This window comes from Plantactinospora sp. B24E8, assembly GCF_039871735.1.
Classification (GTDB): Bacteria; Actinomycetota; Actinomycetes; order Mycobacteriales; family Micromonosporaceae; genus Plantactinospora.
In genome coordinates this window covers 679,449-691,914 of the sequence record NZ_JBDPMH010000001.1, presented here as the reverse complement: position 1 = coordinate 691,914, position 12,466 = coordinate 679,449, and the positions used below count along the sequence as shown (strand labels likewise).

Genomic DNA, 12,466 nt, shown 5'->3' with positions numbered 1-12,466 from the left:
ACGTCGACTCCGCCAACCGGTCGACCGGGTATCGACCGCCGGCACCGCCTCCCCCGCCGAACGGCCCCGCCGGCACCGTCAACCGGCCACCCCGGCGGTCGGGCCCGCCGGTCGGCCGCCGGTCCGGTGACGTCAACCCGGCGCGCCCGGCCACCGGTCGGGCGGGGCGGCCGGCGGGCGGTCGCCGACCAGTTCGGCCAGCCGGGCCAGCCGGCGCCGTCCGGTGATCCGGTACGCCGGACCGCCCGCCCCCGGGTCGAGCAGTACCGCCGGCAGCCCGATCGCCGCCAGGGCCGCCCCGACCGGCTCCCAGCAGCCCTCGTCGGCGGCACCGAGTCGGAGCAGGAACCCGACCTGCTCCGGCTGGCCGGCCGCCGCCGCCCAGAGCCGCAGCCGAGGGCCGGTCAGGAAAAAACCCGGCGGTGGACGTTTCAGCGTGCCCCGCAACCAGCTCGTGGCCAGCGGGGCGAGCCGGTTGGTGTACGAGGTCCGCACCCCGTGCTGCTCCTCAACCCGTCCGATCCAGCTGGCCTTCAGGCCACGCCGGGCCAGCTCCGCGACCAGTACGTGCACCCGCCAGGCCGCGTCCACCACGATCGACACCCGAGCGGTACCGCCCATCCGGACCACCTCACCCGGACCGGCGAGCAGACCGGCGAGATCGCCGGGCGACGGCTCGGTGGCCTCGACGCCGAACAGGGAAAGCTGTCGGGCGGGCCACTGGTCCGGCTGACCGCCGGCTGTCCCCTGGTCCGGCGGCTCGGCGGCGGACTGTCCATCCGCCACCCGCCGGTCCGGCTCGTGCGGCGGGGTCAGCGACACTCCGGAACCTCGTCGAAGGCCTGCTGCAGCTCCACCGAGTCCAGTTCGGTGGTGTCCAGCGAGCTGGCGTCGTACTCCTTGTTGAGGGTGTCGACGGCGGCCCGGACGCCCTGGTAGAACTCGCTGGCCCGCGCGGTGTCGAGCTTCTCGATCGAGATGCTCGCCTTGCCGTAGGCGTCGCGGACCGCGGTCAGCGACGCGAGGAAACCCTGGGAGACCGCCGCACCCTTGTCGGTGTCCGGTACGCCGGCATCCTCCACCCTCTTCCGGGCGGTCTCGCTCGCCTTCTCCGCACCACGCAACAGTCGGACCAGGTTCTCCTTCGCCTGCGCCGGGCTGGTCTGTGCGGTCATCTGCTGCTGGGTGCTCCGGGTCAGGCTGTCGATCTCGGCACGCCACGGGGCCAACGCCTTGCAGACCGCCGCCGCCCAGACCTGTGGGGTCGGTCCCCCGGCGCAGGCCCCGACGAGTAGGGCGATCGTGCACAGGACCACCGTGAAGCGTCCGGCGGCTGCCGCGCGGGGCGTACGCATGCGTTGCAGCGTACGGCTTCCGCCGGCCTTCGTGCGGAGGCAGCTCGCCGGGCCGTCCGGCCGCCGTACTTCTGGTCCGCCGACCGTGCTCCCGATCAACCACAGAGCCGGCCAAACCAGCATGGAACCGACCCCCCGCCGGGCTCCTCCCCGCCCCACACCCGGGACGCACCGGAAACGGACCTGGTCCGGCACCTCCACAGGTGCCGGACCAGGTCCGTGGTTACCGGGCAGGGTTGCCGCTCAGGCCTCGACCGTCTGCGGCTCCTTGGTGGCGCTGCCACCGGCGGTCCCGTCCGGGTCCGATCCGGACTCCGACATGGCCACCGGCTTGCGCTTGCTGAACAGCACCGCCACGACGATGACCAGGGCCGCCACCACGGCGACCGCGATCCGCAGCGGGTCGTTCTGGCTGTCGCCCACGCTCCACGCGACGACGGCCGGCGCGATGAGCAGCGAGACCAGGTTCATCACCTTGATCAGCGGGTTGATCGCCGGACCGGCGGTGTCCTTGAACGGGTCACCGACGGTGTCACCGATCACCGTGGCCGCGTGCGCGTCCGAGCCCTTGCCGCCGAACGCGCCGTCCTCGACGAGCTTCTTGGCGTTGTCCCAGGCACCACCGGAGTTGGCCAGGAAGACCGCCATCAGGGTGCCGGCACCGATCGCCCCGGCCAGGTACGCGGCCAGCGCGCCCGGGCCGAGTCCGAACCCGACCGCGATCGGCGCCATGATGGCGAGCAGACCAGGGGTCATCAGCTCCCGCTGCGCGTCCCGGGTGCAGATGTCGACGACCTTGCCGTACTCCGGCCGCTGGCTGCCGTCCATGATCCCGGGCAGCTCACGGAACTGCCGGCGTACCTCCATCACCACGGCACCGGCCGAGCGGGAGACCGCGTTGATGGCCAGACCGGAGAAGAGGAACACCACCGCCGCGCCGACGATCAGGCCGACCAGGTTACGCGGGTTGGCGACGTTGAGCAGCCCGTCGATGGAGAGGGTGGAACCCGCGTCGGCCAGCGCCGTGCCGAGCGTGTCGGTGTACGACCCGAAGAGCGCGGTCGCGGCGAGCACCGCCGTGGCGATCGCGATGCCCTTGGTGATCGCCTTGGTGGTGTTACCGACCGCGTCCAGTTCGGTGAGGGTCCGCGCGCCCTGCTCGTCGATGTCGCCGGACATCTCGGCGATGCCCTGCGCGTTGTCGGAGATCGGCCCGAAGGTGTCCATCGCGACGATCACGCCGACGGTGGTGAGCAGACCCGTGCCGGCGAGCGCGACCGCGAACAGCGACAGGGTGATCGAGCTGCCGCCGAGCAGGAACGCGCCGAAGACCCCGGCCCCGATCAGCAGTGCGGAGTAGACCGCCGACTCCAGGCCGACGCTGATCCCGGCGAGGACCACGGTGGCCGGGCCGGTCAGCGACGACTTGCCGATGTCCTGCACCGGCCGCCGGTTGGTCTCGGTGAAGTAGCCGGTCAGCGCCTGGATGGCGGCGGCCAGCACGATGCCGATCACGACCGCGCCGATCGCGACGACCTGCGGGCCGAGTGGCTCGGCCGCGCCGGCCGCCAGGCCGAGCCGCTCCCGCCAGTCGGCGCCGAGCAGGTCGGCCCAGGACGCCGGCAGGTAGAGGTAGGACATCACCGCGACCAGGATCGCCGAGACCACCGCCGAGGCGTAGAACGCCCGGTTGATCGCGCTCATCCCGGACCGGTCGTTGGCCCGCAGCCGGGTGATGAAGACCCCGAGGATGGCGATCAGCACGCCGATCGTCGAGACGATCAGCGGGAAGACCAGGCCCTGTTCGCCGAAGGCGGCCCGGCCGAGGATCAGCGCGGCGACCAGGGTCACGGCGTACGACTCGAAGAGGTCGGCCGCCATGCCGGCGCAGTCACCGACGTTGTCGCCCACATTGTCGGCGATGGTCGCCGCGTTGCGCGGGTCGTCCTCGGGGATACCCTGCTCGACCTTGCCGACCAGGTCCGCTCCGACGTCCGCGGCCTTGGTGAAGATGCCACCGCCGACCCGCATGAACATGGCGAGCAGCGCGGCACCGAAACCGAAGCCCTCCAGCACGGTCGGCGCGTCGCCCCGGTAGATGAGCACGACCGCCGCCGCACCGACCAGGCCCAGGCCCACGGTGAGGAAGCCGACGACGCCACCGGTGCGGAAGGCGATCTGCATCGCCGCCTCCCGGCCTCCCTGATGCTCGCGGGCCGCCGCCGCGACCCGCAGGTTCGCCCGGGTGGCCAGCGCCATGCCGGCGCCGCCGATGAACGCGCTGAACGCGGCACCGACCACGAAGAAGGCGGAACGGCCGATCTTCACCAGCGTCTCGTTGCCGTCGGTGTCGTGCACCGGCAGCAGGAAGAGCAGCACCACGGCGAGTACGACAAATATGCCGAGGGTTCTGAACTGGCGGAGCAGATAGGCCGAGGCGCCCTCCTGGACGGCACCGGCGATCTGCTGCATTTTGGTGGTGCCCCTGCCGGTCGACAGCACGGCCTTGGTCAGGGCGCCGGCGAAGCCGAGCGCCACCAACGCGATGACCGCGGCGACGACGACGTACGACAGGTTCTCGCCTTCGAGGGACAGCCCGCCGTTGTCGGCGGCCCAGAGTACGGACATCTATGTCCTCCTGTACCGAACACTCGCGCCGGGCCGGGGGACGAACCGGCCCGACGTCTCCACGCGTGGAGCGACTTCGCAGGTACGCCGTCGGCCCTGGACGGTCGGAGCCGGGTGGTGGCCACCTCCCCGCACGGGCGGGACCAGCGCACATGCTGATAACCCCGGGTACTTTAGTCGCCCGCCGTGTTGGAGGTCACACAGAGGACCCACCCGGTTATGATGATCTTCATCGCTGTGTTAGCGGACGAAATCTGCTAGAGGGGCGCAGGGCACCCTCGATCTGTTGTACCGCAACAGAGTCCGGCCGCCGGCCGGCGACGAATCGGCCGGGAAACAACACGGCCACAACTGTCGGCCGGCCGGCCACACAGCCGCCGACCAGCCGGGCCGTGACCAGGTCAGCGGCTCATCAGGGCGAGTCACGGCAGCGGCCGACGGGCCAGGTCGACGCAGGTCAGGCCGGGTCAGCGGCCGACGGGCCAGGCCATCCGGACCTCGGTGCCGATCCCCTCGTCCACCGGGCGCACCTGCAGGTCCTCGACAAAGCCGGCGAGCAGGGCGAAGCCCACCCCGACGGTCAACGCCTCGTCGGTGAGCGACTCGTCGGCCAGTTCGTCCGGCGGCAGCGCCGCGAGGCCCAGGCCGGCCTCGATCGGCGCACGGTCGATCACCCGGACCGTGTACGCCGGACCGTCCGACATCTCGACCTTCACCAGGTCGTCCAGCCCGTACTGGCGGTGCAGGGCGACCGCCCGGGCGCACGCCTCACCGATGGCCAGTCGTACCTCGTCGAGAAGTTCCTCCGCGACCCCGGCCCGCCGGGCTACCGCGACCCCCACCAGCCGGGCGGTACGCACGTGCACCGGCGCCGGGGTGAACGACAGTTTGACCTTCGACATCACGCGGCGACCGTCACCATCACGCACCGGCGCCCGGGGCGTCCGCGGCGATCGCGGCGTCGACCGTGGGGTGGATCGGGAACACCTGGTCGAGCGCGGTGATCCGGAAGATCTTGAGTAGCGGCTCCTTGTCGCAGACCAGACCGAAGCTGCCGCTGACGGTACGCAGTCGCTTGAGCGCGCCGACCAGCACGCCGAGGCCGGTCGAGTCGAGGAAGTCCACCCGCCCCAGGTCCACCACGACCCGGCGGGCCCCGCCGTCGATCAGCTCGACGAGCCGTTCCCTCAGGCGGGGGGCGGTGTAGACGTCCACCTCGCCGCCGACATCCAGCACCGTGTGCTCACCCATGGTGCGGGTCGTCAGCGACAGTTCCATCAGTCCTCCTCTGACCACCAGGAACGCTCCTGGGCATCTAACCATCGACGGGCGGGTCGCGCACCGGCGGCGGACCCGACCGTCCGGTACCCAGCCCCGGGCTGTCCCAGACCCGACACCGTGGTCGGCACCGCCACACCGTCGACCGCCGCCGGCCACCTCCGCCGACAGCTGAACCGGGTACGCACCCCAGCCGTGCCCCAGGTCACCGGAACTCGTCGATCCGCCGTGCCGCGCGTCACCCGGCTTTCCGGTTCCCCGCCGACAGTGCGAGAGTGCAGGACGTGACGATCCCCGCAAGCGTATCGGCAGGCCCGGGTGGCGACCGCCCCCGCCCGGCCGGCAGCGGGGACCCCGGCCACCTGTTACGGCGGCTACGCTCCCGGATCCCGGGTGGTCCCGACGGCGATCCGGTCACCCATGTCGAGCGGGTGCCGGCCCGCGCCGGTGAGGCGGTCGCCTGGCCGGGCTGGGTGCCGGAGCCGCTCCGGGACGCGTTCGCCCGGCAGGGGGTCGGCGCGCCCTGGCGACACCAGGCCGAGGCGGCCGAGCTCGCGTACCAGGGCCGACACGTGGTGCTCGCCACCGGCACCGCCTCCGGCAAGTCCCTCGCCTACCAACTGCCCGCGCTCGCCACCCTGCTCACGGATCCCCGGGCGACGGTGCTCTACCTGGCACCGACCAAGGCGCTCGCCGCCGACCAGTTGCGCGCCGTCGCCAGTCTCGACCTCGACGGGATACGACCGGCCTGCTACGACGGCGACACCCCGCGCGCCGAACGCGACTGGATTCGCCAGCACTCCAGGTTCGTCCTGACGAATCCGGACATGCTGCACCATGGCATCCTGCCGGCACACGCCCGGTGGGGTCCGTTCCTGCGCCGGCTGTCGTTCGTGGTGGTGGACGAGTGCCACACCTACCGGGGCGTCTTCGGCTCCCACGTGGCGCACGTGCTGCGCCGGCTGCGGCGCCAGGTGGCCCGCTATCCCGGTACGCCCCGACCCGGTTCGCCGCCGCCGGAGGCCGGCCCGCGCCACCTGCCCGGACAGCGTGTCGCCCGGCCGGACCGGAAGCCGGGCGGCTCCGGTCCGGTGTTCGTCCTCGCCTCGGCGACCTCCGGGGATCCGGCGACGGTCGCCGAACGCCTGACCGGCCTGCCCGTCACCGCCGTCACCGAGGACACCTCGCCGCGCGGCGGTCTGACCTTCGCGCTCTGGGAACCACCACTGATGCCGGCCCCGGCCGGGCCGGCCAGACCCGCCAGCCCGGTCGACGCCACCGGTGAACCGGAGAACGTGACCGGCGACCCCGCCGCCGAGCCGGAGGACCCGACCGGCGACCGGTCGGCGGATGCGGCCGGCGGGTCGGGGCGGGAGGACCCGGTGGACCGGAACATCCGGGGCGGGGACGCCGCGCCGGTCCGCCGCTCGGCGCTGCGGGAGACCGCCGACCTGCTCAGTGACGCGGTCGCGGCCGGGGTACGGACCCTGGCCTTCGTCCGCTCCCGGCGCGGCGCGGAGGTGATCGCCACCACCGCCCGGCGGGCCCTGGACGAGGCGGTGCCGGGTCTCGGCGCCCGGGTCGCCGCCTACCGGGCGGGCTACCTGCGGGAGGAGCGGCGGTCCCTGGAACGGGCGCTGCTCACCGGGGACCTGCTCGGACTCGCCTCCACCAACGCGCTGGAACTCGGCGTCGACCTGGTCGGCCTGGACGCCGTGCTGATCTGCGGCTACCCCGGCACCCGGGCCTCACTGTGGCAGCAGGCCGGCCGGGCCGGCCGGTCCGGGCGGGAGGCGCTGGCCGTCCTGGTGGCCCGGGACGACCCGCTGGACACCTATCTGGTGCACCATCCCGAGGCGCTGTTCGGCCGACCCGTCGAGGCGACGGTGCTCGACCCGGCCAACCCGTACGTGTTGGGGCCGCAACTGTGCTGCGCGGCGGCCGAGTCCCCGCTGACCCCGGCGGACCTGGCCCTGTTCGGTCCGGGGGCGAAGGAGGCGGTGGAGACGCTGGTGGCGGCCGGGGCGCTGCGGCAGCGCCCGACCGGGTGGTACTGGCGACACACCGGCCGCCCCGAGGTGGACCTGCGGGGCACCGGCGGCAACCCGGTCGACGTGGTGGAGACGTCGACCGGTCGGCTGCTCGGCACGGTCGACCCGGGGTCGTCGCACTTCCTGGTCCACCCCGGTGCGGTCTACCTGCACCAGGGGGTGTCGTACGTGGTGGACGAGCTGGACCTGGCGAACGGCTGCGCGCTGGTGCACGCCGAGGAGCCGGACTGGTCCACCCACCCCCGGGACGTCACCTCGGTCTCGGTCGTCTCGGTCCGCTCCTACGTCGACGCGGGGCCGGTCGGGATGTTCCTCGGCGAGGTCGACGTGACCAGTCAGGTGGTGTCGTACCAGCGTCGCCGGATCGCCTCCGGAGAGGTGCTGGACACCCGGCCGCTGGACCTGCCGACCCGGGAGTTGCGTACCGTCGCGGTCTGGTTCACCGTCTCGCCGGAGGCGCTGGCCGGGGCGGGGGTGGACGGTCCCGACGTGCCGGGTGGGCTGCACGCCGCCGAACACGCCGCGATCGGGCTGCTGCCGCTGATCGCCACCTGCGACCGGTGGGACATCGGCGGCCTGTCGACCGCGAACCACCCGGACACCGAGGCGCCGACGGTCTTCGTCTACGACGGTCACCCGGGTGGGGCGGGCTTCGCCGAACGGGCGTACGGGGTGGCGTCGCAGTGGTTGGGCGCGACCCGGGCCGCCATCGCCGAGTGCGGCTGCGAGAGCGGCTGTCCGTCCTGCGTACAGTCCCCGAAGTGCGGCAACGGCAACAATCCGCTCTCCAAACCGGACGCCGTACGGGTGCTCGACGTGGTGTTGGCGCACCTGGCCGCGACTGCCGGGACACCGCCCGACAGGCCGGTGGCCGACGCCGGTTCGACGTCGTCCGGCGACCCGTCAGGTCACTGATCGCGGATAGTCGGTATTCGCACGCATGAATCTCCGAGGATTCGGTTACGTTACGCTGGGAGCGCTTCCACGGATCCGCCTGAGGAGGACGTCGTGGCCGACACCATCGCCGAGACCGTCGAGATCCTGTACACAATCGACCAGTCCCGCCTCACGGTCGATCAGCAGATCGCACTCTCTCAGGCGTACGCGGCACTGGCCCAGGCCGAACGCCTGGACCAGATCCACCAGATGCTGCACAGCATCCACCAGGTGCTGAACACCTGGGCGGTCAGACGGGCGACCGAGGGCGGCAAGTGCTGAGCCGGTGCGCCGGCACCCCGGACACGTCGGCGACAGAGGGTTGCGCCGGGGCCCCGCCGCCACCCAGGCCGTACGGGGCCGTACCGGACCGACGGCGGGAGCCACGGGCGCGACGGCGGGCTGCTGTGCCGGGCCGGCGGTATGACCGGCCCGGCACGTCAGGATGTTCAGCCGGAAACCGAAAAACTGTTGGTGACGACGGCCCGTCGCGGCACCACCGGGCCGGCGACCGGCGGCGCACCACCTGGCGCCCCCGTCGCGGCACCACCGGGCCGGCGATTTCCGGTCGCGGGACGGGACGCTACCGGGCTACGGTCGGGCCATGGCGGACAGCGGCCGACGGTACCGCTACCTCGGGCCGCCCGAGATCTTGGCGGCTGTTGTCACCGGTGGGGCAGCCACACCGCACCGGGGCGGCCGGGCGATCCGCACTCCCCACGCCCTGGCAACCTGGTTGGCCACGGTACAACCGGCCGAGCTGACCGAGCCGTTCACCTTTGTCGTCGACCTGGCCGGTGTGCTCCGACTGGCACCACGGCACAGCGAGCATGTCGCCTGTGCGGGCGGACGGGACGTACTGGCGGCCGGCGAGATCACCTTTTCCCGGGCGGGTACGTGGAAGGCGGGCGCCCGGAACGGGGCCGGCCAGGAAGCGGGTGGCGGGGAATCGGCCGGCCGGGACTGGGTGGTCAGCGAGATCAGCAACCAGTCGACCGGCTACTGCCCGGACCCCGATTCATGGCCGGCGGTGGCCGAGGCGCTGGACCGGGCCGGGCTGGCTCACCCGGACAACTTCACCGCCGCGCTGCTCTTCCGGCGTTGTCCGGGCTGCCTGGAGCGGAACGTGGTACGCGACGGTGACTTCAACTGCGCGCTGTGCGGGGCGGATCTGCCCCAGTGGTGGAACCTCGGGGCGGGCCGGTAGCCAGAGCCACCCGGGCCTCCGGCGCCAGCGGGTGACCGCCGGTTTACCCGGCGGGTTCCGGTCGGCAGATCCGTTGGTGGGCTGCAACACATGGCTTGACTTGAAGCGAACTTCACGTCGTTCCCTCGTGAGCATGGCAGATTCGATCCTCGACGAGACCTACGATCGGCTCCGGGACAGTGGCCCGGAACGGGACGGCTGGTTGTCCAACCACGCTCCGATGGCGGTGGAGGTGCTGGTCCGGCACGGACACGCCGACGCCGTACCCGGCTGGCTGGAGTCCTACGCGGACCGGTTGGAGATCCGACCACGAGGCATCGCGGCGATCGCCCGGGACGAGTGGCGTGACCCGCTCGGCGACCCGACCCGTACCGGTGACTGGCTGGACTACTTCGTACGGGAGCTGGCCGGAGATCCGTGGCGGGAGGTGTTGACCCGATGGTGGCCGCGGTTGCTGCCCGGGATCGCCGCCGGTGCCACCCACGGGGTGATCCGGGTGGGGCACGCCGTCCGCGCCCTGCTCGACGCGGAGAGCCCGGCCCGGGTCGCCGAACTCGGCGCCGGGCTCGCCTACTGGGCCGCCCGGTGGCAACCTTTGGCCCCGCCCGGGGTGGGACCTTACCGGGGCGTTGATCCCCGGTCGGCGCTGGACGCGGTGCCCCGGGTGCCGGACCAGCGGTTCGGCATCCGTGCCCGGCTCGCCCAACTCGCCGACCTGGACGGCTGGCCGTCGGCCGCCGGCGCCGTACCGGATGGCGAGGCGGAGACGGTGTCGGCCCGTCTCGCCGCGATCGTCGGCGCCGCCGTCGCCCGGTACGCCACCCACGGCTACGGCAACCCGGTCATGTTGGTGCACGCCGCCACCGCCCCCAATGCCGTCCTGCGGGTGCTGCCCGCCCTGCCGACAGCCCTGTGGCAGCCGAGCCTGCAGGCCGCCTGGGCGGCGACCGCCGCGGTCACCGCCGCCTACGGGCCGGCCGAGGCGCGCCCTACCGACCCGCCCCGGCCGCTTCCCGATCTCGCTCAGTTGGTGGAGCGCGCGGTACGTACCGGTGACCCGCACGCGATCAAGTTCGCCGACACGGCGATCGACGCGTACGCCCGCCGTGCCGAGGACACTCTGCTCGTCGCCGCCCTGTACGCGGTGGACCGGCTGGGCGACGGCTGAGTGTCGGAGGTGCCGGAACCGGACCGCCGGGGCTACGGCGCCGAGCCGCGTACCGGGCCGGCGCGGGCGGAGGCGGTGGCGACCCGACGCAGTCCGGGCAGCGGTTCGACCGGCACCTCGACCTGGAGGTGCAGGTCGAACCCGTCGAGCCCACACGTGGTGATCCGGGCGCTGTTCGCTGCGGCGATCGCGGCAGCCCGGGCGCAGGCCGCCGGTTGCCCGTCCAGGACATGGGCGGCCCCGGCGAGCGCACCCAGATCGGCGGCGACCCGGGCCTGGTGCCGGGCCACCCGGGCGGCGCCGACCCCCGACGCGCCGATGCTGACCAGTACCAGCACCAACCCGGCCACCAGCAACCACAGGCTGGCGCTGCCCCGCTCCCCCTTCACGCGTCGGCTCCGTCCCGTCCCCGGAGGCCGTTCCCAGCCACCCGCCGGGCGTCGACTCCAGGTGGCCGTCCGGCGTCGGTTCCACGCCGCCCTCGTACGTCGACTCCAGTCGAGGCCCCGGCCGGTATGGCGTCCACCGGACGGGCCGAGCCCGCGAACGGGTGCCCGGGGTGGTCGTCGCAGGTGGCCGGGAGATGCCGCCCGGTTCCGGTTCGGCGGGCGGGTCGAGCCGTGCCCGGGGGTGGCGCCGACACCGGTCATGACACCGGCTCCGGTGCGCCGGGCTCCACTGCCGCCACCGCGGATGCGCTCACCGTCAACCGGGGCAGTCGGGCGCCGAGAGCGCGAACCGGCGCCCGTACGGTCGCCACCACCCGGTCGCCCTGGACGGTGATCGATACGACGGCACCGGGTGGTGCGGCGGCAAGCCCGGCGGGCGTGCCGGGTGCGCCCCGGGAGGCGGCCAGCGCCGCCTCCCGGGCCGCGTCCACACACTGGCCCTTGGTCAGCACCGCGTTGACTGCGGTAAGGCCGGCAAGCAGTAGCAACAGCAGCGCCGGCAGGCCGGCCGCCAGCTCGGCGGTGAACGAGCCCCGGTCGCGGCCGTCCAGCCGGCGCCCGGTCACTTCAACGCCCGGTCGATCACGGCGGCCAACGCCGCCTGGACGTTGCCCGAGGTCAGGACCTTCAGCAGCAGCCCGGCGAAGGCGACCGCCGCCAGCGTTCCCACGGCGTACTCGGCGGTGTTCATCCCGGCGTCGCCCCGCAGCCGGGTGATCAGTTTGCGTAGCATGCGACAGGTTTCCTTTCTATCCACGATGGTCACAGCACGTCGCCGAGCACGGCGACGATCACCGGCACCAGGCCGGCGAGAATGAAGGCGGGCAGGAAGCAGAGGCCGAGTGGCAGCACGATCAGTACGCCGGCCCGCCGTGCCGCCGCCTCGGCGGCGGTGGCCCGGTCCGCCCGGAGGTCGTCGGCGAGCCGGGTCAGTGCTCCGGCCAACGCGGCGCCGCTGGCCGTGGCACGGACCGCTGCCCGGGCCAGCCGCTCCCCGCCGGGTACGGCGACCAGCCCCGACCAGGCTTCTCCGGCATCACCGCCAAGCCGCAGGGTCCGACCGACCTGGGCGAGCCGCCCGCCCAGGGGACCGTCGAGGGCCTGCGCGACCGCCGAGACCGCATGGTCGACCGGTGCACCGGCCCGTAGCGCCGCGGCCAGCAGGTCGGCGGCGAGGGGAAGGTCGGCGGCTTCACGCATCCGGCGTCGCCGGGCGGCTGCCGGTTCGAGCCGACGCAGTGACCGGTCGAGCAGGACGGCCGTCACCACGCCGACCGGTACACCGGGCCACCCGCCGAACAGCACCCCGGCCGTCAGCCCGGCGAGCCCGCTGACGAGCCGGACCGGATCCGTCAGGCGCGGGCGCCTGCGGCCGGTCGACATCGCGCCGGTGC

Annotated in this window: 13 protein-coding genes; 4 read left to right on the top strand and 9 right to left on the bottom strand. The window is 73.2% G+C overall.

Annotated features, from left to right (window positions below):
• Positions 1-132: 132 nt before the first annotated feature.
• From ABGB21_RS03235 to ABGB21_RS03215, 5 genes are all read right to left on the bottom strand, one after another.
• Positions 133-699: a hypothetical protein gene (locus tag ABGB21_RS03235; RefSeq protein ID WP_347652871.1), complete on the bottom strand. Its 567-nt coding sequence runs from the start codon at positions 697-699 to the stop codon at positions 133-135.
• A 113-nt stretch (positions 700-812) separates the two neighbouring features.
• Entirely contained in the window at positions 813-1,355 is a 543-nt protein-coding gene (locus ABGB21_RS03230) for a hypothetical protein (protein ID WP_347652839.1), read from the bottom strand.
• Positions 1,356-1,598: 243 nt separating this feature from the next.
• A complete protein-coding gene (locus ABGB21_RS03225) occupies positions 1,599-3,983 on the bottom strand; it encodes a sodium-translocating pyrophosphatase (protein ID WP_347652840.1) in 2,385 nt (794 codons plus the stop codon).
• Between the two features lie 467 nt (positions 3,984-4,450).
• Entirely contained in the window at positions 4,451-4,888 is a 438-nt protein-coding gene (locus tag ABGB21_RS03220; protein WP_347652841.1) for an ATP-binding protein, read from the bottom strand.
• 16 nt (positions 4,889-4,904) lie between these two features.
• Positions 4,905-5,261, bottom strand: a complete 357-nt coding sequence (locus ABGB21_RS03215; protein ID WP_347652842.1) for an STAS domain-containing protein — start codon at positions 5,259-5,261, stop codon at positions 4,905-4,907.
• A 362-nt stretch (positions 5,262-5,623) separates the two neighbouring features.
• Here ABGB21_RS03215 and ABGB21_RS03210 point away from each other — a divergent pair, with 362 nt between their 5' ends.
• The 4 genes from ABGB21_RS03210 (at position 5,624) to ABGB21_RS03195 (ending at position 10,623) form a co-directional block, all read left to right on the top strand.
• Entirely contained in the window at positions 5,624-8,227 is a 2,604-nt protein-coding gene (locus ABGB21_RS03210; RefSeq protein ID WP_347652872.1) for a DEAD/DEAH box helicase, read from the top strand.
• A 93-nt stretch (positions 8,228-8,320) separates the two neighbouring features.
• Positions 8,321-8,530, top strand: a complete 210-nt coding sequence (locus ABGB21_RS03205) for a hypothetical protein (protein WP_347652843.1) — start codon at positions 8,321-8,323, stop codon at positions 8,528-8,530.
• 322 nt (positions 8,531-8,852) lie between these two features.
• Entirely contained in the window at positions 8,853-9,455 is a 603-nt protein-coding gene (locus ABGB21_RS03200; protein ID WP_347652844.1) for a hypothetical protein, read from the top strand.
• Positions 9,456-9,588: 133 nt separating this feature from the next.
• Entirely contained in the window at positions 9,589-10,623 is a 1,035-nt protein-coding gene (locus ABGB21_RS03195; protein ID WP_347652845.1) for a questin oxidase family protein, read from the top strand.
• 32 nt (positions 10,624-10,655) lie between these two features.
• Here ABGB21_RS03195 and ABGB21_RS03190 read toward each other — a convergent pair whose 3' ends face one another.
• The 4 genes from ABGB21_RS03190 to ABGB21_RS03175 form a co-directional block, all read right to left on the bottom strand.
• Positions 10,656-11,012 (bottom strand): Rv3654c family TadE-like protein, encoded by a 357-nt coding sequence (locus ABGB21_RS03190; protein WP_347652846.1) that lies wholly within the window; start codon positions 11,010-11,012, stop codon positions 10,656-10,658.
• A 257-nt stretch (positions 11,013-11,269) separates the two neighbouring features.
• A complete protein-coding gene (locus ABGB21_RS03185) occupies positions 11,270-11,638 on the bottom strand; it encodes a TadE family type IV pilus minor pilin (protein WP_347652847.1) in 369 nt (122 codons plus the stop codon).
• Positions 11,635-11,805, bottom strand: coding sequence for a DUF4244 domain-containing protein (locus tag ABGB21_RS03180; RefSeq protein ID WP_347652848.1), 171 nt, complete (start codon positions 11,803-11,805; stop codon positions 11,635-11,637). The genes ABGB21_RS03185 and ABGB21_RS03180 overlap by 4 nt, the downstream gene beginning before the upstream one ends.
• Positions 11,806-11,834: 29 nt before the next feature.
• On the bottom strand, positions 11,835-12,455 hold the full coding sequence (locus ABGB21_RS03175) for a type II secretion system F family protein (RefSeq protein ID WP_347652873.1): 621 nt from the start codon (positions 12,453-12,455) through the stop codon (positions 11,835-11,837).
• Between the last annotated feature and the right edge of the window lie 11 nt (positions 12,456-12,466).

Coding starts and splice junctions, on each gene's coding strand:
- ABGB21_RS03200 (WP_347652844.1), top strand. CDS start 8,853: ATGGCGGACAGCGGCCGACGGTACCGCTACCTCGGGCCGCCCGAGATC.
- ABGB21_RS03175 (WP_347652873.1), bottom strand. CDS start 12,455: ATGTCGACCGGCCGCAGGCGCCCGCGCCTGACGGATCCGGTCCGGCTC.
- ABGB21_RS03180 (WP_347652848.1), bottom strand. CDS start 11,805: ATGCTACGCAAACTGATCACCCGGCTGCGGGGCGACGCCGGGATGAAC.
- ABGB21_RS03195 (WP_347652845.1), top strand. CDS start 9,589: ATGGCAGATTCGATCCTCGACGAGACCTACGATCGGCTCCGGGACAGT.
- ABGB21_RS03230 (WP_347652839.1), bottom strand. CDS start 1,355: ATGCGTACGCCCCGCGCGGCAGCCGCCGGACGCTTCACGGTGGTCCTG.
- ABGB21_RS03225 (WP_347652840.1), bottom strand. CDS start 3,983: ATGTCCGTACTCTGGGCCGCCGACAACGGCGGGCTGTCCCTCGAAGGC.
- ABGB21_RS03215 (WP_347652842.1), bottom strand. CDS start 5,261: ATGGAACTGTCGCTGACGACCCGCACCATGGGTGAGCACACGGTGCTG.